This is a genomic window from Pseudomonas sp. MF08875, from assembly GCF_059862525.1.
Map to the genome: position 1 here is coordinate 74,011 of NZ_JCBCUW010000002.1, position 18,326 is coordinate 92,336.

The 18,326-nt window shown below is 62.0% G+C and carries 21 protein-coding genes; 3 read left to right on the plus strand and 18 right to left on the minus strand.

Annotated features, from left to right (window positions below):
- Positions 1 to 43: 43 nt before the first annotated feature.
- From AC19YT_RS01645 to ubiE, 9 genes are all read right to left on the minus strand, one after another.
- On the minus strand, positions 44 to 751 hold the full coding sequence (locus AC19YT_RS01645) for a 16S rRNA (uracil(1498)-N(3))-methyltransferase (protein ID WP_500597318.1): 708 nt from the start codon (positions 749 to 751) through the stop codon (positions 44 to 46).
- Complete coding sequence (gene tatC / locus AC19YT_RS01650; protein ID WP_095108875.1) at positions 748 to 1,548, minus strand: twin-arginine translocase subunit TatC; 801 nt, start codon at positions 1,546 to 1,548, stop codon at positions 748 to 750. The genes AC19YT_RS01645 and tatC overlap by 4 nt, the downstream gene beginning before the upstream one ends.
- On the minus strand, positions 1,545 to 1,937 hold the full coding sequence (gene tatB, locus AC19YT_RS01655; RefSeq protein WP_095108876.1) for a Sec-independent protein translocase protein TatB: 393 nt from the start codon (positions 1,935 to 1,937) through the stop codon (positions 1,545 to 1,547). Before tatB ends, tatC begins: the two co-directional genes overlap by 4 nt.
- Positions 1,938 to 1,948: 11 nt before the next feature.
- Complete coding sequence (locus AC19YT_RS01660; protein WP_095108877.1) at positions 1,949 to 2,224, minus strand: twin-arginine translocase TatA/TatE family subunit; 276 nt, start codon at positions 2,222 to 2,224, stop codon at positions 1,949 to 1,951.
- A gap of 27 nt (positions 2,225 to 2,251) precedes the next feature.
- A complete protein-coding gene (locus AC19YT_RS01665; protein WP_095108878.1) occupies positions 2,252 to 2,584 on the minus strand; it encodes a phosphoribosyl-ATP diphosphatase in 333 nt (110 codons plus the stop codon).
- Positions 2,577 to 2,975 (minus strand): phosphoribosyl-AMP cyclohydrolase, encoded by a 399-nt coding sequence (hisI, locus tag AC19YT_RS01670; protein ID WP_095108879.1) that lies wholly within the window; start codon positions 2,973 to 2,975, stop codon positions 2,577 to 2,579. Before hisI ends, AC19YT_RS01665 begins: the two co-directional genes overlap by 8 nt.
- A gap of 141 nt (positions 2,976 to 3,116) precedes the next feature.
- Entirely contained in the window at positions 3,117 to 4,721 is a 1,605-nt protein-coding gene (gene ubiB / locus AC19YT_RS01675; protein WP_095108880.1) for a ubiquinone biosynthesis regulatory protein kinase UbiB, read from the minus strand.
- Entirely contained in the window at positions 4,718 to 5,341 is a 624-nt protein-coding gene (locus AC19YT_RS01680; RefSeq protein ID WP_095108881.1) for a ubiquinone biosynthesis accessory factor UbiJ, read from the minus strand. Before AC19YT_RS01680 ends, ubiB begins: the two co-directional genes overlap by 4 nt.
- The gene (gene ubiE, locus AC19YT_RS01685) at positions 5,341 to 6,111 is read right to left on the minus strand and encodes a bifunctional demethylmenaquinone methyltransferase/2-methoxy-6-polyprenyl-1,4-benzoquinol methylase UbiE (RefSeq protein WP_095108882.1); all 771 of its coding nucleotides are present in this window, start codon (positions 6,109 to 6,111) and stop codon (positions 5,341 to 5,343) included. Before ubiE ends, AC19YT_RS01680 begins: the two co-directional genes overlap by 1 nt.
- A 150-nt stretch (positions 6,112 to 6,261) precedes the next feature.
- Here ubiE and AC19YT_RS01690 point away from each other — a divergent pair, with 150 nt between their 5' ends.
- From AC19YT_RS01690 to AC19YT_RS01700, 3 genes are all read left to right on the plus strand, one after another.
- The gene (locus AC19YT_RS01690; protein ID WP_095108883.1) at positions 6,262 to 6,537 is read left to right on the plus strand and encodes a polyhydroxyalkanoic acid system family protein; all 276 of its coding nucleotides are present in this window, start codon (positions 6,262 to 6,264) and stop codon (positions 6,535 to 6,537) included.
- Between the two features lie 155 nt (positions 6,538 to 6,692).
- Positions 6,693 to 7,115: a phasin family protein gene (locus AC19YT_RS01695; RefSeq protein ID WP_500597315.1), complete on the plus strand. Its 423-nt coding sequence runs from the start codon at positions 6,693 to 6,695 to the stop codon at positions 7,113 to 7,115.
- A gap of 10 nt (positions 7,116 to 7,125) precedes the next feature.
- Entirely contained in the window at positions 7,126 to 7,917 is a 792-nt protein-coding gene (locus tag AC19YT_RS01700; protein WP_500609608.1) for a phasin family protein, read from the plus strand.
- A gap of 69 nt (positions 7,918 to 7,986) precedes the next feature.
- On the opposite strand, the gene AC19YT_RS01705 is transcribed toward AC19YT_RS01700, so the two are convergent.
- From AC19YT_RS01705 to argS, 9 genes are all read right to left on the minus strand, one after another.
- Positions 7,987 to 8,607: a TetR/AcrR family transcriptional regulator gene (locus tag AC19YT_RS01705; RefSeq protein WP_095108886.1), complete on the minus strand. Its 621-nt coding sequence runs from the start codon at positions 8,605 to 8,607 to the stop codon at positions 7,987 to 7,989.
- Between the two features lie 24 nt (positions 8,608 to 8,631).
- A complete protein-coding gene (gene phaC, locus AC19YT_RS01710) occupies positions 8,632 to 10,314 on the minus strand; it encodes a class II poly(R)-hydroxyalkanoic acid synthase (protein ID WP_500597312.1) in 1,683 nt (560 codons plus the stop codon).
- Between the two features lie 86 nt (positions 10,315 to 10,400).
- Positions 10,401 to 11,258, minus strand: a complete 858-nt coding sequence (gene phaZ / locus AC19YT_RS01715; RefSeq protein WP_095108888.1) for a poly(3-hydroxyalkanoate) depolymerase — start codon at positions 11,256 to 11,258, stop codon at positions 10,401 to 10,403.
- A gap of 81 nt (positions 11,259 to 11,339) precedes the next feature.
- Positions 11,340 to 13,019: a class II poly(R)-hydroxyalkanoic acid synthase gene (gene phaC, locus AC19YT_RS01720; protein ID WP_095108889.1), complete on the minus strand. Its 1,680-nt coding sequence runs from the start codon at positions 13,017 to 13,019 to the stop codon at positions 11,340 to 11,342.
- A gap of 258 nt (positions 13,020 to 13,277) precedes the next feature.
- On the minus strand, positions 13,278 to 13,655 hold the full coding sequence (locus tag AC19YT_RS01725; RefSeq protein WP_095108890.1) for a gamma-butyrobetaine hydroxylase family protein: 378 nt from the start codon (positions 13,653 to 13,655) through the stop codon (positions 13,278 to 13,280).
- A 94-nt stretch (positions 13,656 to 13,749) separates the two neighbouring features.
- The gene (gene hslU / locus AC19YT_RS01730; protein ID WP_500597310.1) at positions 13,750 to 15,087 is read right to left on the minus strand and encodes an ATP-dependent protease ATPase subunit HslU; all 1,338 of its coding nucleotides are present in this window, start codon (positions 15,085 to 15,087) and stop codon (positions 13,750 to 13,752) included.
- 40 nt (positions 15,088 to 15,127) lie between these two features.
- A complete protein-coding gene (gene hslV, locus AC19YT_RS01735; RefSeq protein WP_500597308.1) occupies positions 15,128 to 15,658 on the minus strand; it encodes an ATP-dependent protease subunit HslV in 531 nt (176 codons plus the stop codon).
- Positions 15,659 to 15,883: 225 nt separating this feature from the next.
- The gene (locus tag AC19YT_RS01740) at positions 15,884 to 16,582 is read right to left on the minus strand and encodes an SPOR domain-containing protein (RefSeq protein ID WP_095108893.1); all 699 of its coding nucleotides are present in this window, start codon (positions 16,580 to 16,582) and stop codon (positions 15,884 to 15,886) included.
- 1 nt (position 16,583) lies between these two features.
- Positions 16,584 to 18,320: an arginine--tRNA ligase gene (argS, locus tag AC19YT_RS01745; RefSeq protein ID WP_500597306.1), complete on the minus strand. Its 1,737-nt coding sequence runs from the start codon at positions 18,318 to 18,320 to the stop codon at positions 16,584 to 16,586.
- Between the last annotated feature and the right edge of the window lie 6 nt (positions 18,321 to 18,326).

Here is an 18,326-nt window from a genome sequence, read left to right on the forward strand (position 1 = left end):
GACCTTTGTCTGTAACTGGAGCGGCCGCTTGCTACAGGAGCGTTTAGAACAACCGTGAGAGCAGCGCCGTGACGGCGGTTTCGACCCGCAGGATACGCTCGCCCAGTTGCACCGGTTGCAGGCCGGCCTTGGCCAGCAGGTCGATTTCGTAGGGGATCCAGCCACCCTCGGGGCCGATGGCCAGGGTCACCGGTTCGTCGAGGCCGCGCGGGCACGGCGGGTAAGGGCCGGGGTGGCCGACCAGGCCCAGGGTATCGGCGGCCAGGGCGGGCAAGCGGTCTTCGACGAAGGGCTTGAAGCGCTTCTCGATGATGATCTCGGGCAGCACTGTGTCTCGCGCTTGTTCCAGGCCCAGGATCAATTGCTCGCGCACGGCGGCAGGTTCCAGGAACGGGGTTTGCCAGAAGCTTTTTTCCACCCGGTAGCTGTTGACCAGCACCACCCGCGGCACGCCCATGGCGGCGACGGTTTGCAGCACGCGGCGGAGCATTTTCGGCCGGGGCAGGGCCAGCAGCAGGGTCAGCGGCAGCTTGGCCGGCGGCGGTTGGTCGAGGCTGATCTGCAACTCGGCTTCATGGCTGTCCAGGCGCAGCAATTGCGCCGAACCCATCAAGCCGCCAATGCGCCCGACCCGCAAGCTGTCGCCGACGGCGGCGCGGTGTACTTCCTGCATATGGGTCAGGCGCCGCCCGCCCAGCACGGCGCGGTCCGGCGCGATGAAGTCGGCCTCTTCGAGCAGCAGCAGGTTCACGCTTGGGTCGCTGGCGGCTGGTCTTGGGGTTCACTGTCCGAAGGCGGGTCGTCGGGGTGCTCGCCGCGCTTGCTGACCAGGCTGCCAAAGAGGATGCCGATCTCGAACAGCAACCACATGGGGATCGCCAGCAGGGTCTGGGAGAAGATGTCCGGCGGGGTGAGGATCATGCCCACCACGAAGCAGCCGATGATGACGTAGGGGCGGATCTTCTTCAGGTACTTGACGTCCACCACGCCAATCCACACCAGCAGCACCACGGCGACGGGGATCTCGAACGCCACGCCAAAGGCGAAGAACAGCGTCATCACGAAATCGAGGTAGCTGGTGATGTCGGTCATCATCTCGACGCCCGCCGGGGTGGCGGCGGCGAAGAATTTGAAGATCAGCGGGAACACCAGGAAGTAGGCGAACGCCATGCCGGTGTAGAACAGCAGGATGCTCGACACCAGCAGCGGCACGGCAATGCGTTTTTCGTGCTTGTACAGGCCCGGCGCGATGAAGCCCCAGATCTGGTGCAGGATCACCGGGATCGCGAGGAACAGCGACACCATCATCGTCAGCTTCAGCGGCGTGAGGAACGGCGACGAGACGTCCGTGGCGATCATCGTCGCGCCGACAGGCAGGTAATCGCGCAGCGGCGTGGAGACGAAGGTGTAGATCTGCTGGGTGAAGGCAAACAGCCCGGCGAAGATCACGAAAATCGCCGCGACACAGCGCAGCAGGCGGGTTCGCAGCTCGGTGAGGTGCGAGACCAGCGGCATGTGCTGGTCGTGTTCCGGTTTATCAGCGCTCATGGGGCTCGCGGCGGCAAAGTGGGCTCGGAAGCGGCGGTGGTAGCCGCCACGGATTCTGTCGGGGTAACAACCGCAGCAGGCTCGACGCTAGGCGCGGCGGGCGGTTCCTGTACCGGCGGGGTGAACGTGCCGGGGTTTTTCTGCTGCGGGTTGAGGATATTGCGGGCCTCTTGCTCCAACGACAGGATGTGCTCGTTGTGCAATTGCCGGCGAATCTCGTCGGCGCCGATTTCCCGTTCAACTTCATTCTTGATTGCGTTGAAGCTGCGTTTCAGGCGCCCGACCCACAGGCCTGCGGTGCGCGCAGCACCCGGCAGGCGCTCGGGGCCCAGCACCAGCAGGGCGACGAGGCCGACGAGCAGCAGTTCAGAGAAGCTGATACCGAACATTTATTGGGTGCTCACAAGTCTTTGCGGATCGGCTCTTCGACTTTTTGCGCCTGCACGTCGATCGTGTGCGGCTGGCTCAGTGGCGAAGCCTGGGGCTGCACCGGCGGCACGGGTTGCGCCGTGGATGCGTTGGGTTCGGCCGGTTTTTCGTCGTCGTTCATGGCTTTGCGAAAGCCCTTGATCGATTCGCCGACATCGGTGCCCAGGTTTTTCAGTTTCTTGGTACCGAACACCAGCACCACGACAACCAGAATGACGACCCAGTGTTTCCAGTCAAAAATGCCCATGTTGCGTTTCCTCTCTAGAAGTTGAATTCAGGTGGACGGGCGCGAGGCTTTCTCGGTATGCCCGCTGGTGCCAATGCGTCGTTCCAGTTCATCGAGCACGGCCTGCGGGTGCTGCCCCAGTTGGGCGAGCATGACCAGGCTGTGGAACCAGAGGTCAGCAGTTTCGTAGATGACATCGCTGCAGTCACCGCTGATGGCGGCATCCTTGGCGGCGATGATCGTCTCGACCGATTCTTCGCCGACTTTTTCCAAAATCTTGTTCAGGCCCTTGTGGTACAGGCTGGCGACGTAGGAACTGTCGGCGCTGGCGCCTTTGCGCTCTTCGAGCACCTGGGCCAGGCGGGTCAGGGTGTCAGTCATGTTTGTGGTCCGAATAAATGGCGTGCGGGTCTTTGAGTACTGGGTCGACGGTTGCCCAGGCACCGTTTTCAAAGACACGATAGAAGCAGCTCTGGCGGCCGGTGTGGCAGGCGATACCGCCAACCTGCTCGACTTTCAGGATGATGACGTCGGCGTCGCAGTCCAGGCGCAGTTCATGCAAATGCTGCACGTGGCCGGACTCTTCGCCCTTGCGCCACAGCTTGCCACGCGAACGTGACCAATAAATGGCGCGGTTCTCGGCGGCGGTCAATTGCAGCGCTTGGCGGTTCATCCACGCCATCATCAGCACGCGCCCGGTCTTGTGATCCTGGGCGATTGCTGGCACCAGGCCATCGGCGTCCCATTTGATCTCGTCCAGCCAGTTATTCATTTTCAGTTCCTGAAAAAGAGGCGAGCTTGAAGCTTCAAGCTGCAAGTAAAAGCTTACTAACCTAGGTCACGCCGCCGATTCGCTTGCAGCTTGCAACTTGTAACTAATTCGCTTCAGTGTGCCAGCCGATACCCCGGCTGGCTATCGGCGCACGACCAGATACAAGCCCACGGCCACCATCACGCCGGCCGGCCAGTGGCCTGCTTCACCGAGCGGGCCGCCCGCCGCCAGCACCGCGCCACCTGCCAGGTGCGCGGCGCCCAGCAGGCGCAGGAACCAGTCGTCCTTGCGCCGGTGCCAGGGCGGCGCGGGGTCCGCGGCGTGGGGTTGGGACATGCGTTCCAGCAGGTCGCGGGTCATGTTGGCCAGGTGCGGCAATTGCTCGACCTGGCTTTGCAGGTTGCCCAGTAGGGTCTTGGGGCTGACGCGTTCTCGCATCCAGCGTTCCAGGAACGGCTGGGCGGTGTTCCACAGGTCCAGGTCCGGGTAGAGCTGGCGGCCCAGGCCTTCGATGTTGAGCAGGGTCTTTTGCAGCAGCACCAATTGTGGCTGCACTTCCATATTGAAGCGCCGAGCGGTCTGGAACAGGCGCATCAGCACTTGGCCGAAGGAGATGTCCTTGAGCGGCTTTTCGAAGATCGGCTCGCACACGGTGCGGATCGCCGCCTCGAACTCATTGAGCTTGGTCTCGGCCGGCACCCAGCCCGAATCGATGTGCAGTTGCGCCACGCGGCGGTAGTCGCGCTTGAAGAAAGCGAACAGGTTGCGGGCCAGGTAGTCCTGGTCCTGGGGCGTCAGGCTGCCGACGATGCCGCAGTCGATGGCGATGTACTGCGGGCTCCAGGGGTTCACGGTGCTGACGAAAATATTGCCCGGGTGCATGTCGGCGTGGAAGAAACTGTCGCGGAACACTTGGGTGAAGAAAATCTCTACGCCGCGTTCGGCCAGGGCCTTCATGTCGGTGCGCTGGTCGGCCAGGGTCGCCAGGTCGGTGACCTGAATGCCATAGATGCGCTCCATCACCAGCACTTTGGGGCGGCACCAGTCCCAATAAACCTGCGGCACGTACAGCAGCGGCGAGCCCTCGAAGTTGCGCTTGAGCTGGCTGGCGTTGGCCGCCTCGCGCAGCAGGTCGAGTTCGTCGTAGATGGTTTTTTCGTAGTCCTGCACCACGTCCACCGGGTGCAGCAGGCGGGCGTCGGCGGAGAGTTTTTCGGCGGCGCGGGCGAGGATGAACAGCCACGCCAGGTCCTGGGCGATGATCGGCTTGAGGCCCGGGCGAATGACCTTGACCACTACTTCTTCACCGCTTTTGAGCTGCGCGGCGTGGACTTGCGCCACCGACGCGGAGGCCAGTGGTTCGATGTCGAAACGGCTGAAGACGTCGCTGATCTTCTGCCCCAGTTGCGCTTCGATCAGATCGACCGCCACTTGCGAGTCGAACGGCGGCACGCGGTCTTGCAGGCGCATCAGTTCGTCGGCGATGTCTTCGGGCAGCAAGTCGCGGCGTGTGGAGAGGATCTGCCCGAACTTGATGAAGATCGGCCCCAGATCCTGCAACGCCAGGCGCAGGCGCGCGCCACGGCTCAGGTCCAGGGGCTTGCGCGGGAACCAGCGCCACGGCAAGGCATAGCGCAGGGCCAGCAGGAACCAGGGCAATGGGAGGTCGAACAGCAGGTCATCGAGACGGTAGCGGATCACGACGCGCTGGATGCGCAACAAACGGCGGACGGCAAGCAGCTTCATGCGTTATCGCTTGAATCAAGGGATCGGGAAAGGCGCTCGACACGCGCCTCAAGGCGTTCCAGATCGAGTTTGATCCGGTCCAGTTCGCTAAATCGGGCTTCGGCTTCGCGCAGGCCTACAAGGGCACGCGCTTCTTCACTCAGGTACTCGCCCAGGTTCTGGTTCAGGCTGGCGAACCCCTGGCTGTACCAACGGCTGCGGCTGCGCAAATGGCCGCCGATCAACTGCGTGGCGACGGGGCCAAGCCAGCGCGAGAGCTCGTACTCCCAGTCCAGCTCCAGGTCTTGCAGCACGGCGGCCAGGTCCAGCAGCACCGCGCTGTCGCCGTCGAGTTCGACGTCGGGGCCGTGCAGGATCGCGGTCTTGTCCTTGCTCAGGGCCAGGCTCAGCAGGCTCGACGCGGGGGCGCGCAAGGTGCAATCGGCGTCGGCGGCCCAGTTCGCGGCCAGCATCAGGCCTTCATCACTGGGCAGGATGAACAACTGCAAGGCCGGGCTGCGGCAGTCGACGGCGATCACCTTGCCGTTCAAATGACCCAGGCGCGGCAGAGCCGTGCTGTCGAGGCGCAGGACGCGGTTGAGGCCGTGTTCGACCCCCGCCAGCAGGCCGCTGAGCAACATCAGGGCTTGATGCCGCGGTGTAGGGCGACGATGCCCGAGGTCATGTTGTGGTAAGTCACGCGGTCGAAACCGGCCTCGACCATCATCGACTTCAGGGTTTCTTGGTTGGGGTGCATGCGGATCGATTCGGCCAGGTAGCGATAACTTTCCGGGTCGTTGAGGATCAGCTTGCCCACCATCGGCATGAACGCGAAGGAGTAAGCGTCATAGACCTTGGACATCAGCGCGTTGGTGGGCTTGGAGAATTCGAGCACCAGCAGGCGACCGCCCGGCTTGAGCACCCGCAGCATGGAGCGCAGGGCGTCTTCCTTGCGGGTCACGTTGCGCAGGCCGAAGGCGATGGTCACGCAATCGAAGTGGTTGTCGGGGAACGGCAGCTTTTCAGCGTCGGCCTGGACGAACTCGATATTGCCCGCCACACCGCGATCGAGCAGGCGATCACGGCCGACCTTGAGCATGGATTCGTTGATGTCGGCCAGCACCACTTGGCCGGTCGGGCCGACCAGGTGCGAGAACTTCAGGGCCAGGTCGCCCGTGCCGCCGGCGATGTCCAGCACGCGGTTGCCGCTGCGCACGCCGGACAGCTCGATGGTGAAACGCTTCCACAGGCGATGCATGCCGCCGGAAAGCACATCGTTCATCAGGTCATATTTACTGGCGACCGAGTGGAATACTTCGGCGACTTTTTCCGCTTTCTGGCTTTGCGGGACGTTTTTGAAGCCGAAGTGAGTGGTAGGTTCGGCATCACTGCCTTTGTGCGAATCAGTCATATCGCTGTCACCAAAAGAGAATGCCGGCCATTCTAATCCCGGTGGCGGGCTTTGTCTTGGCAAGGCTGAAGGTAAGATAGGCAATCGCCGGGACGTTTTGACGCAGGTCAGGATCGATCCGGCAAACCCCGATAAAACAGGAGTCAGCCAATGGCCCGTATAAATGTTGAGCGTGCCCACGACCTGGGTTTGCAAGCCGCCCGCGAGAAAGCCCAGGTACTGGTGCAGAAACTGGCCGACCAGTATGGGCTGCAGCCCCAGTGGGCGGGGGACACGGTAAAACTCAAGCGCTCCGGGGTCGCCGGCGCGGTGGAAGTAGGCGAGAAGTCGATCCGGGTGAATGTGGAGCTGGGGCTGTTGATGTCGGCGATGAGCGGCACCATCAAGGCCGAAATCGAAAAGGCGTTGGACAAGGCGCTGGCCTGAGTGGGGTTTTGTGTGGGCGCCGGCTCGCGCCCGCAAAGACTGTTTGTGATGTACGTCAGTTGTTAGGGTGCCGTTTCTAATTAATCTCACTACTTTGTGCCCTAGCCCCAATTTCGTGGGCGGTTCCTCAAACCTTTTTGCGCGTGAGGTGCACCATGGCCAAAGTAAGTCTGAAGAAAAAAGTCGATGCTCAGCCAACCACTCTGAGCGAAGTTAAATCTTATGCCCGCAAGATCTGGTTGGCCGGCCTGGGTGCCTACGCCAAAGTCGGCCAGGAAGGCACCGAGTATTTTCATGAGTTGGTCAAGACTGGCCAAACAGTTGAAAAGAAAGGCAAAAAAGTTGTGGCTGAACAACTGGAAGCCGCTAATAGCCAAATCGATAACGTCAAAGATGATGTTGGCAGTTTCAAAGGCCGGGTCGAAGTTCAACTCGATAAAGTCGAAAAAGCTTTTGACGCCCGTGTCGCCAGTGCCTTGAATCGCTTCGGCATTGCGTCTAAACATGATGTTGAGACACTCTCTGCTAAGCTCGTTGGGCTGACGGCATTGCTCGAACGTGTCGCGCGTAAACATTAAGGAGAACGGGATGGCTGTTAAAAAGAAGTCTGAGAAAGAAGGCAACTCGTGGATCGGGAAAGTCGAAGACTACTCCCGCAAAATCTGGCTTGCTGGTTTAGGCGTGTATTCCAAGATCGATGCTGACGGTTCCAAGGTATTTGAAAGCCTGGTCAAGGACGGCGAAAAAGCCGAGAAACTGACCAAGAGCGTTCTGGGCAAGAAAGTGGATGCCGCCAAGGACTCCGCCAGTTCGGCCAAGTCCCGCGTCGGTGATGTCAAAGACCGCGCCCTGGGCAAATGGGGCGAGTTGGAAGAAGCCTTCGACAAACGCCTGAACAGCGCCATTTCCCGTTTGGGTGTCCCGAGCCGCAATGAAGTGAAGGCGCTGCACAGCAAGGTCGATACCCTGACCAAGCAGATCGAGCGCCTGACCGGTGCCTCGGTCAAACCCGTCGCGGCGAAAACCGCAGCGGCCAAGCCTGCGGCAAAAACCGCGGCCAAGCCTCTGGCCAAGGCTGCTGCCAAACCAGCCGCTAAAGCAGTAGCCAAACCGGCGGCGAAAACCGCAGCCGCCAAGGCTGCTGCAAAACCGGTGGCCAAGCCTGTCGCGGCCAAGGCTGCGGTAAAACCTGCTGCCAAGGCCCCGGCCAAACCGGCAGCGGCGAAAAAACCAGTCGCCAAGAAGCCTGCCGCGCCTAAACCCGCGGCCGCCAAGCCAGCCGCAGCAGCCAAGCCTGCTGTGGCCAGCCCGGCGCCGGCAGCAGCGCCAACGCCCGCCCCGACTGTGGCGCCAACCCAGGTGCCAACCAGTCAGTCCTGATTTTTCAGGGCATGCCAAAACGCCCGGCCTGTGAAGGTCGGGCGTTTTTGTTTGGGCGCCGGGCAGGATTCAGGCAGGTTCCTCCAGATAACGCAGGGCCATGTTCTCCGTGGCGACCTTGACCGGCGCCAGCAAGTGCGGGGCCACCAGCATCATGATCTGGTAGACCACCACCCGTACCTGGCCTTCGCGGTCGAGAATGCGCTGGTAGTCCAGGGAAAACAGCAGGGTCATGGTGACTTGTTCTACCAACTGCCCCAAGGCTTGGGTATCGCTGACCAGTTGCCCCTGGGCCTTGAGCCGCGCCAGTAGGGAGGCCAGGGCACGTTTGAGGGCGTTGAGCAGGTTGCGGATGCCCTTGGCCAGTTTTGGCAGGCGGCCGGCCAGGTTGGACAGGTCCTGGAACAGAAAGCGGTAGTGGGCCAGGCGTTCGACGATCAAATGCAGGAACAGCCAGTAATCCTCGGCGGCCAGTTGCGCGTCGGCGGGCGGGTCGAGCAGGGGCATGAGTTCTGCCTGGAAACGCTCGAACAAGCCCAGAATCAGCGGTTCCTTGCCGTGGAAGTGGTAGTAGAGGTTGCCGGGGCTGATCCCCATTTCATTGGCCACTTCCATGGTCGAGACGTTCGGTTCGCCCTTGTCGTTGAACAACTGCAGGGCGCATTCCAGGATCCGGTCGCGGGTTTTCATCCAGTCTTCTTAGTGGTTGGGCGTTCAGCGCACATGAATATAAGTGCCGGGGGCGGCTTCCATCGGTGGGTAATGCTGATTGCCCAAGGCCATCAGCGTTTCGCGCTGGGTGCCCGAGCGTTCCTGGACCCATTCGAGCCAGCGCGGCCACCAGCTACCGTCAACGTGGTTGGCGTCGTAGTACCAGGCGCGTGGGTCGCTGCTCAGCTTGGGGTTTTCGATGTAGTTGGCCTTGGGGTGGCCGGGTGGGTTGAGGATGCTTTGCACGTGGCCGCTGTTGGAGAGCACGAAGCGCCGCTCGCCACCGAGCAGCAGGGTCGAGCGGTACACCGCGTCCCAGGGCGTGATGTGATCGTTGATCCCGGCCACGCTGAAGCTATCGACGTTGACCTTGGACAGGTCGATCGGCGTGCCGCACACCTCCAGCCCGCCGGCGTGGCTCAAGGGGTTGTGCTTGAAGAAATCCAGCAGGTCGCCGTGCAGCGCGGCGGGCAGGCGCGTGTTGTCGTTGTTCCAGTAAAGGATGTCGAAGGGCGGCGGCGCCTTGCCCAGCAGGTAGTTGTTGACCCAGTAGTTCCAGATCAGGTCGTTGGGCCGCATCCAGGCGAACACCCGCGCCATGTCCCGACCGTCGAGTACACCCTGCTGGTAGGAGCGGCGCTTGGCGGCTTCCAGGGTTTGTTCGTCGACGAACAGGGTGGCGGGGCTGTCCATCTGGCTGTCGAGTAGGCTGACCAGGTAGCTGGCGCTGGCGACGCGCCGCAACTGGCGTTTGGCTTGCAGGTGGCCTTGCAGGGCGGCGATGGTCAGGCCCCCCGCGCACGCGCCCATCAGGTTGACCTCGCGGCTGCCGGTGATCGCACGGCAGACGTTCATCGCCTCTTCGGCGGCCTGCACGTAGCTGGACAAGCCCCACTCGCGGTGGCGCACGTCGGGGTTGCGCCAGCTAATCATGAACACCTGCAGGTTATTTTTCAGCGCGTACTGGACGAAGCTGTTGGCCGGGCTCAAGTCGAAAATGTAGTACTTGTTGATCTGCGGCGGCACCACCAGCAGGGGCGTGGCGTACTGTTTTTCGCTCATGGGCTTGTACTGGATCAGCTCCAACAGCTCGTTGCGAAACACCACCGAACCGGGCGTGGTGGCGACGGTCTTGCCGACCTCGAAGGCGTGCTTGGTGATTTGGCTGGGCAGGCCGTTGTTGTGCAGCAGGTCGTCGAACAGATGGCCGATGCCACGCACTACGCTGTGGCCGCCGGAGTTGAGCAGCTCCTTGACCGCCAACGGGTTGAGCAGGGTGTTGGAGGGCGACACGGCGTCGTTGAGCAGGGCAAAGGCGAAGTGGGCGCGGGCGCGGTCGTCGTCGCTCATGCCGCTGTCGTCGATCCAGCTCTGGCTCTGCTTTTGCCAGCTCAGGTAGGCCTGCAGGCTGCGCCGGTAAAACGGGTTGAGTTGCCAGGTAGGGTCACTGAAGCGGTTGTCCTGGGGGGCGGGTGTGTGCAGGGTTTCGCCCAGCAATACGCGGCCCAGTTGCCCGCCCAAGGCCAGGGCATGACGGGCGCTGTGCAACGGGTGGCGCAAACCATGGGAAGCGACGCTGCGCAGTGTGGAAAACAGGTCACGGCCACGCAGGCCGCTGATCGCACTGTGGGCGTTGAACAGCGTAGCGGGGGTCGGCAGCACGCCCGGCGCGGGTTTTTCTCGCATGAGTCAACACTCCTTCGTCAGCCATCAACAAGCCCAAGACAGACAACATAGTTGTTGCGCGCCATTTGCGCCGGGCAGCCAGCCTCCTAGGCCTTGCCCGCGGGCGCCGGGTGCGGGTGCATGACGGCCCGCTGCCGCTCCTGTTGGAGAAATTTCATGATGATCGGTGCGACGGCTTCGGCCCGGGTAATCAGGAACAAATGGCCATCGTCGATTATGTGTAGCTGGGCGTTGGGAATTCGCCAGGCCAGCATGCGCATATTGACCAGCGGGATCAGCGGGTCGTCGTCGCCGGCCAGCACCAGGGTGGGCTGATGGATCTTGTGCAGCCAGTGGATGCTGGTCCAACCGAACCCGGCGAACAGTTGCCAGTAGTAGCCCAGCTTGCCGGCCGAGCGCACTTTGCTGGCATGGTCGGCGGCGAGGTTGGGGTCGCGGCGGAACGAGCCGCCGTAAATCATCGGTGCGATGCGGATCACATGGGACGGTTGGATATAGCGCCGCGGGCTGGCCATCATCCACAGTACTTTCGGCTTGCCGGGCACCATGAATGCCCCGGCCGCCGTGGCCGCCAGCACCAGTTTCTTGCAGCGCTCGGGGTAGTCGTGGGCGAACTGTTGGGCCAGCGCGCCGCCCCAGGACACGCCAATCACATTGACCTGGCCGTAATCCAGGTAGTCGAGCATGCGCGCCGTGAGCTTGGCCAACCCGGGAAAGCGGTAGGGCCGGCTGGGCGTCGAGGAGCCGCCGACACCGGGGACATCGAAGGCGATCACCTCCAGGTCCGGGTCCAGGGCCTGGACGAACGGGAACACCAGCTCCAGGTTGGCGCCGATGCCGTTGAAAATCAGCAAGGGCGTCAAGTGAGGCTTGCCGGGACGTACGGCGGTGCGGATGGTTTGGCCATCCAGGTCGACCGTACGGAAGATGAACGGTTGCGGCATGCTTGAAGCCCTATGGGTCAGTTTTTCATCGTTGCTTGTGGGGGCGAGCAGGCTCGCTCCCACAGACTGCCGGTGTTTCGCTTATCGCTCGTGAACGTAGGTGCCCGGCGCCGCTTCGGCGGCCGGATAAGTTTTGCTGCCCAGGCTGGTGGGGGCCTTTTTCAGTTTGCCCGAGCGCTCGGCCTGCCAGGCTTGCCAGTGCAGCCACCAGGAATCGGTGTGCTTGGACGAATTCTCCTGCCAGGCGTTGGCGTCGGCGGGCATATCGGTGCTGGTCATGTAGCGCGATTTCGGGTTGCCCGGCGGGTTCAGGATGCTCTGGATATGGCCGCTGCTGGACAACACGAACTCCACCTTGCCGCCAAACAACTGGGCGGACTTGTAGCAGGACTTCCACGGCGTGATGTGGTCATTGGTGCCCGCCAGGGAATACACGTCGGCGGTGACCTGCTTGAGGTCGATGGGCGTGCCGCACACCTCCAGGGCATTGGCGCGCACCAAGGGGTTGTTCTTGAACATCTCGATCAGGTCGCCGTGGAAGGCAGCCGGCAAGCGCGTGGTGTCGTTGTTCCAGAAGAGGATGTCGAACACCGGTGGCTCATTGCCCAGCAGGTAGTTATTGACCCAGTAGTTCCAGATCAGGTCGTTGGGCCGCATCCAGGCAAATACCTTGGCCATGTCGCTGCCTTCGAGCACGCCGGCCTGGTAGGAGTGGCGCTTGGCCGCTTCCAGGGTCTGCTCGTCGACGAACAGCGCCACCTGGGTGTCCAGGGTAGTGTCCAGCACGCTCACCAGCAGGGTCAGGGCGTTGACCTTCTTCTCGCCCAGCGCCGCGTAGTGGCCCAGCAGCGCAGTGCAGGTAATGCCGCCGGAGCAGGCACCAAGCATGTTGACGTCTTTGCTGCCGGTGATCGCGGTGACCACGTCCACCGCCTCCTTGAGCGCGTCGATATAGGTCGAGAGGCCCCATTCGCGCTGGGCCTTGGTGGGGTTGCGCCAACTGACGATAAAGGTCTGCACGTTACTGCGCAGGCAGAAGCGCGCCAGGCTCTTATCGGGGCTCAGGTCAAATACATAGAACTTGTTGATCTGCGGCGGCACCACCAGCAGCGGGCGTTCGTGCACTTGCTCGGTAATGGGGCGGTACTGGATCAGCTCCAGTACGTCGTTGCGAAACACCACCGAGCCTTCGGTGGTGCCCAGGCTTTTGCCCACTTCAAAGGCGCCCATGTTCACCTGGCTGGGCATGCCGCCGTTGTGCACCAGATCCTTGGCCAAGTGGGAGAGGCCATCGAGCAGGCTCTTGCCACCGGTTTCGAAGAAGCGTTTGACCGCCGCCGGGTTGGCGGCGCTGTTGGTGGGCGCCATGGCTTCGGTCATCAGGTTGATGACGAAGTGGGCACGGCTGATGTCTTGTTCCGAGAGGCTGCTGTCGCCGATCCAGTCGTGCAGTTCCTTGCGCCACGCCAGGTAGGTTTGCATATAGCGTTTGTACAGCGGGTTCTGGCTCCACGCCGGGTCGTTGAAGCGGCGGTCGTCGCTTTCCGGCGCCAGGGTGGATTTGCCGAACATCACGTTCTTGAGTTCTACCCCAAAGTGCGCGACGTGTTTGACGCTGTGCAACGGTTGTTTGATAGCTTGGGTCAGCACCATGCGAGCAGAAGTAAGCAGGTCTTTTTTACGCAAGCCGATAACAGGATTAAGCCCCAGTGTGTTTTCCGAGGCCTGGCGTTTCAGGTCATCATTATTCTTGTTACTCATCTACGACGCTCCATTGTCCGACAGACGAGTACCGGGACCTGCTGTGCAGTAACACAGCCAATGCCAGGTACTACTGCTCGGGTGACCGTGAATTCTGCTTCAGCTGTTTTTAAGACAGAGAACACTGCAGGGAACTTGCCAGCTCCATTGGTTACCCGAGTTTAATTTTTTTCGCAAGCAGGCCAATCATTGACCATGCAGCCGAACATTCAAGCAGATGAAATTAGAAAATGCCCTCTAAAGAGTAAGACCGTTGAGTTAGAGCATTAGCCGTACAACAGATTCACTCGGGTCGCGGGACTTTCCGGCAACTTTCAAGGCTTCAAGATAATCGGCCCACAGTGCGTCTTGGCGCTGCGCCAATTGGTAGAGGTAGTCCCAGGTGAACAGGCCGCTGTCGTGGCCGTCGTCGAAGGTCAGTTTCAGTGCGTACTGGCCGGCCGGTTCGACCTTGCTCAGGCCAACGCCGATTTTGCCAAATTGCAGGACAGGATTGCCGTGGCCCTGGACCTCGGCGGAGGGGGAATGCACCCGCAGGAACTCGGCGGGGAGGGTGTACTCCTCGCCCGAGGCATATTTGAGGGTCAGGGTTTTCGAGGCTTTGTGCAGCTTTATATCGGTGGGAAGCGGGGTCATGGCAGGGGTCCGAAGCGACAAACGTCAAGCTGCAAGCTACAAGCTGTAAGGCGCTGATGTCCACCTTGCAGCTTGTAGCTCAAAGCTGGCCGCTCTAAAGAATGTAGCGGGACAGATCTTCGTTCTGCGCCAATTCGCCCAAGTGGCTGTTGACGTAGTCGGCATCGATCTTGATCGGTTGGGCATCCTGGGCACTGGCCAGGTCGCCGGCGCTGAACGACACCTCTTCGAGGAGGCGCTCGAGCAGGGTGTGCAGGCGCCGGGCACCGATGTTCTCGGTTTTCTCGTTAACCTGCCAGGCAATCTGCGCCAGGCGCTTGATGCCATCAGGCTGGAACTCGATGACCAGGCCTTCGGTTTTGAGCAGTTCGCGGTATTGCTCGGTCAGGGAGGCATGGGGCTCGCTGAGGATGCGCTCGAAATCTTCCGGCGACAGGGCCTTGAGCTCGACGCGGATCGGCAGGCGACCTTGCAGTTCCGGCACCAGGTCGCTGGGTTTGCTCAGGTGGAACGCGCCGGAGGCGATGAACAGGATGTGGTCGGTCTTGACCATGCCCAGCTTGGTATTGACCGTGCAGCCTTCGATCAGCGGCAGCAGGTCGCGTTGCACGCCCTCGCGGGATACATCGACGCCACCGGAGTTACCGCGTTTGGCGACCTTGTCGATTTCATCGATGAACACGATGCCGTGCTGTTCGACGGCTTCCAGGGCCTTGGCCTTCAATTCTTCTTCGTTGACCAGGCGACCGGCCTCTTCGTCGCGCACCAGTTTCAGCGCTTCCTTGACCTTGAGCTTGCGGTTTTTGCGCTTACCCTTGCCCATGTTGGCGAACAGGTTCTGCAACTGGTTGGTCATTTCTTCCATGCCCGGCGGCGCGGAAATGTCGACACCGGCCACCTCGGCCACTTCGATCTCGATTTCCTTGTCGTCCAACTGGCCTTCGCGCAGGCGCTTGCGGAACAGTTGGCGGGTGTTGGAATCCTGCGAAGGCGCGGCGTCTTCGTTGAAACCCATGCGCGCCGGGGGCAGCAGGGCGTCGAGGATGCGCTCTTCGGCAGCGTCTTCGGCGCGGTGGCGGACCTTGGTCATTTCCTGCTCGCGCAGCAACTTGATGGCGGCGTCGGCCAGGTCACGGATGATCGACTCGACGTCGCGGCCCACATAGCCGACTTCGGTGAACTTGGTCGCTTCGACCTTGATGAATGGGGCGTTGGCCAGTTTCGCCAGGCGTCGGGCGATTTCGGTCTTGCCCACGCCGGTGGGGCCGATCATCAGGATGTTCTTGGGAGTCACTTCAACGCGCAGCTCTTCAGGGAGCTGCATGCGCCGCCAGCGGTTGCGCAGGGCAATGGCGACGGCGCGCTTGGCGTCATCCTGGCCGATGATATGGCGGTTGAGTTCGTGGACGATTTCGCGGGGAGTCATGGACATAGTAGTTGGGTCCTCAAGCAGGAAGGGCGCCGGTAACGGCTTATTCCGCGAGGTCCTGCTCCTCAATGGTGAAGTTGTGGTTGGTGAATACACAAATGTCGCCGGCGATGCCGAGGGCGGTTTCGACGATTTCCCGGGCCGACAGGTCGGTTTTCTTCAGCAGCGCGCTGGCCGCGGCCTGGGCGTAACCGCCGCCGGAACCCATGGCGATCAGGCCATCCTCGGGTTCAACCACGTCGCCGTTGCCGGTGATGATGAGGGACGCGTCCTTGTTGGCGACCGCGAGCATGGCTTCGAGGCGGCTCAGGTAGCGGTCGGTGCGCCATTCCTTGGCCAGTTCGACGGCGGCACGGACCAAGTGGCCCTGATGCTTCTCAAGCTGGCCTTCAAAGCGTTCGAACAGGGTGAAGGCGTCGGCGGTGGCACCGGCAAAACCGGCAATCACCTGGCCGTGGTACAGGCGGCGAACTTTCTTCGCGTTGCCTTTCATCACGGTATTGCCGAGGGAAACCTGGCCGTCGCCGCCCATGACGACTTTGCCGTGGCGGCGAACTGAAACGATGGTGGTCAAGGGAGAGTCTCCACGCAGCGGGGCGAAAATGCCCTGGTGGGAACTCATATGGGGGTGGCGGCGGGTTTTTCAACCGTGGCGGACAAGTGGCGGCGGGTTGCCTGGCGCGAGTGTGGGAGCGGGCCTGCCCGCGATAGCGCCGTGTCAGTCGCTCTATTGGGCGAGTGATTCAGTGCCATCGCGGGCAAGCCCGCTTCTACAGGGTGTGTCTTGGCAGATGCCCGGTCAGCGGCTCTGGCGCTGTTGCAGCAGTAGGTTGCTGAAGCCGCTGCCGGCCAGTTGCTTCTGGGCCACGGTCAGTTGCTCACGGTTGCTGAACGGCCCCACCAGCACCCGGTACCAGGTTTCATCCTTCACCGTGCCGGACTCCACCGAAACCGCTTGGCCCAGCAGGATGATCTGCGCGCGCACTTTGTCGGCGTCTGCCTCTTTGCGGAACGAACCGGCCTGGAGGAAGAACTTGGTCACTGGCGCCGCTTTCGCCACCGGTGGCGCGGGCGGCGGGGTGATACCGGCGAGGGCAGCCTGGGCGCGGGCGGTATCGATCTTCGCCGCTTCTTCCGGGGTCACGGGGGTGGTTGGCACCGGTTGTGGCGTCGGCAGGGTTTTCTCCGGCACGGCTTCGGGCGGCACGATCACTTCGGACTCGGGCAGCAAGGTATAGAAGTCGTACTTAGGCTTGACCGGTTGCTGTGGGCTGGGCGGTGTTTTGTTGGCTTCGGCGGCACGGGTGGCTTTCTGCTGCTCTTGCTTGACCCGTTTGACGTCGTCGCCCTGGCCCGGCTCAAGTTTCATCAGGAACACGATGAATGCGCCCACGGTCAGGCCGATGGCCAGCCACAGCCAGCCCGGGATCGGCTGCTTGGCCGGGGCCTGGTAACGGCTGGCGCCACGCTTGGGTGCAGGTTTTTTCTTGGCGGCCAACTTACATGCGCTCCAGGGTTTCCAGGCCCAAGAGTTCCAGGCCTTGCTTGAGGGTGCGGCCGGTCAGGGCGGCCAGGCGCAAGCGGCTCTGCGTCTGGGCCGGGGTGTCGGCGGCGAGGATCGGGCAGTTCTCGTAGAAACTGGAGAACAGGCCGGCCACGTCGTACAGGTAGGCGCACAGGGTGTGCGGCGTGCCCTTGTCGCAGACATTGTTGAGTACTTCGCCGAACTGGGCGAGTTTGGCGGCCAATTCCTGCTCGTGGGTAGCTTGCAGCACGATCTGCCCGTCCACTTCGCTGAAATCCTTGCCCAGTTTGCGGAACACCCCGGCGACGCGGGTGTAGGCGTACAGCAGGTAAGGCGCGGTATTGCCTTCAAAGTTGAGCATTTGCTCGAAGTTGAAGCTGTAGTCGCTGGTGCGGTGCTTGGACAGGTCGGCGTATTTCACCGCGCCAATGCCCACCACGCGGGCGATGTGGCGCAGTTCGTCCTCGGCCAGCTCTGGGTTCTTTTCCTTGACCAGGGTGTAAGCGCGGTCCTGGGCTTCGGTGAGCAGGTCGATCAGTTTGACGGTGCCGCCGTCGCGGGTCTTGAAGGGGCGGCCATCGGCACCGTTCATGGTGCCGAAGCCCATGTGTTCCATTTCCATCGGGTGGGTCACGAAACCGGCCAGGCGCGCCACTTCAAACACCTGCTGGAAGTGCAGGGCCTGGCGTTGGTCGACGAAGTACAGCGCGCGGTCGGCCTTGAGCACACCGCTGCGGTAGCGCACGGCGGCGAGGTCGGTGGTGGCGTACAGATAGCCGCCATCGGCCTTGACGATGATGACCGGCAGCGGTTCGCCGTCAGCGGTCTTGAACTGGTCGAGGAACACGCACTGCGCGCCGTTGCTTTCCACCAGCAGGCCCTTGACCTTGAGGTCGTTGACCACGTTGATGAGGTCGTCGTTGTAGGCGCTTTCGCCCATCACGTCGGCCATGGTCAGTTTGACGTTGAGCAGTTCGTAGATTTTCTGGCAGTGGGCCAGGGAGATGTCCCGGAACCGCGACCACAGCGCCAGGCACTCAGCGTCGCCGGCCTGCAACTTGACCACCAGGGCGCGAGCGCGGTTGGCGAACGCTTCGGATTCGTCGAAGCGTTTTTTCGCGGCGCGGTAGAAGTTTTCCAGGTCCGACAGCTCATCGCTGGTGATCGGGTTTTCTTCCAGGTAGGCCATCAGCATGCCGAACTGGGTGCCCCAGTCGCCCACGTGGTTCTGGCGGATCACGGTGTCGCCGAGGAACTCCAGGACGCGCGCCACGCCGTCGCCGATGATGGTCGAGCGCAGGTGGCCGACGTGCATTTCCTTGGCCAGGTTCGGCGCCGACAGGTCGATGGCCACGCGTTGCAGCGGGCCGGCCTTGCGCACGCCGATTTTTTCATCGGCCAGGGCCGCGTCCAGGCGTGCGGCCAGGGCTTGGGTGTTCTGGAAGAAATTGAGGAAGCCTGGGCCCGCGATTTCGGTCTTGCTGACGTTCTCGTCGGCGGGCAGCGCGGCGATGATTTTTTCCGCCAGGTCGCGCGGCTTCATGCCCGCGGGCTTGGCCAGCATCATGGCGATGTTGCTAGCGAAATCGCCGTGGGTCTTGTCTCGGGAGTTTTCCACCTGGATCGCCGGCGTCAGGCCTTCTGGCAACACACCTTCATTGACGAGTTGGGTGAGGGCTTGTTGGATCAACTGACGAATGGTGTCTTTCATGGTCTT

Excerpts from the sequence above, each read along its gene's own strand:
- tatC (WP_095108875.1), bottom strand. The coding sequence starts at position 1,548 with ATGAGCGCTGATAAACCGGAACACGACCAGCACATGCCGCTGGTCTCG.
- tatB (WP_095108876.1), bottom strand. The coding sequence starts at position 1,937 with ATGTTCGGTATCAGCTTCTCTGAACTGCTGCTCGTCGGCCTCGTCGCC.
- AC19YT_RS01660 (WP_095108877.1), bottom strand. The coding sequence starts at position 2,224 with ATGGGCATTTTTGACTGGAAACACTGGGTCGTCATTCTGGTTGTCGTG.
- AC19YT_RS01665 (WP_095108878.1), bottom strand. The coding sequence starts at position 2,584 with ATGACTGACACCCTGACCCGCCTGGCCCAGGTGCTCGAAGAGCGCAAA.
- hisI (WP_095108879.1), bottom strand. The coding sequence starts at position 2,975 with ATGAATAACTGGCTGGACGAGATCAAATGGGACGCCGATGGCCTGGTG.
- ubiB (WP_095108880.1), bottom strand. The coding sequence starts at position 4,721 with ATGAAGCTGCTTGCCGTCCGCCGTTTGTTGCGCATCCAGCGCGTCGTG.
- AC19YT_RS01680 (WP_095108881.1), bottom strand. The coding sequence starts at position 5,341 with ATGTTGCTCAGCGGCCTGCTGGCGGGGGTCGAACACGGCCTCAACCGC.
- ubiE (WP_095108882.1), bottom strand. The coding sequence starts at position 6,111 with ATGACTGATTCGCACAAAGGCAGTGATGCCGAACCTACCACTCACTTC.
- AC19YT_RS01690 (WP_095108883.1), top strand. The coding sequence starts at position 6,262 with ATGGCCCGTATAAATGTTGAGCGTGCCCACGACCTGGGTTTGCAAGCC.
- AC19YT_RS01695 (WP_500597315.1), top strand. The coding sequence starts at position 6,693 with ATGGCCAAAGTAAGTCTGAAGAAAAAAGTCGATGCTCAGCCAACCACT.
- AC19YT_RS01700 (WP_500609608.1), top strand. The coding sequence starts at position 7,126 with ATGGCTGTTAAAAAGAAGTCTGAGAAAGAAGGCAACTCGTGGATCGGG.
- AC19YT_RS01705 (WP_095108886.1), bottom strand. The coding sequence starts at position 8,607 with ATGAAAACCCGCGACCGGATCCTGGAATGCGCCCTGCAGTTGTTCAAC.
- phaC (WP_500597312.1), bottom strand. The coding sequence starts at position 10,314 with ATGCGAGAAAAACCCGCGCCGGGCGTGCTGCCGACCCCCGCTACGCTG.
- phaZ (WP_095108888.1), bottom strand. The coding sequence starts at position 11,258 with ATGCCGCAACCGTTCATCTTCCGTACGGTCGACCTGGATGGCCAAACC.
- phaC (WP_095108889.1), bottom strand. The coding sequence starts at position 13,019 with ATGAGTAACAAGAATAATGATGACCTGAAACGCCAGGCCTCGGAAAAC.
- AC19YT_RS01725 (WP_095108890.1), bottom strand. The coding sequence starts at position 13,655 with ATGACCCCGCTTCCCACCGATATAAAGCTGCACAAAGCCTCGAAAACC.
- hslU (WP_500597310.1), bottom strand. The coding sequence starts at position 15,087 with ATGTCCATGACTCCCCGCGAAATCGTCCACGAACTCAACCGCCATATC.
- argS (WP_500597306.1), bottom strand. The coding sequence starts at position 18,320 with ATGAAAGACACCATTCGTCAGTTGATCCAACAAGCCCTCACCCAACTC.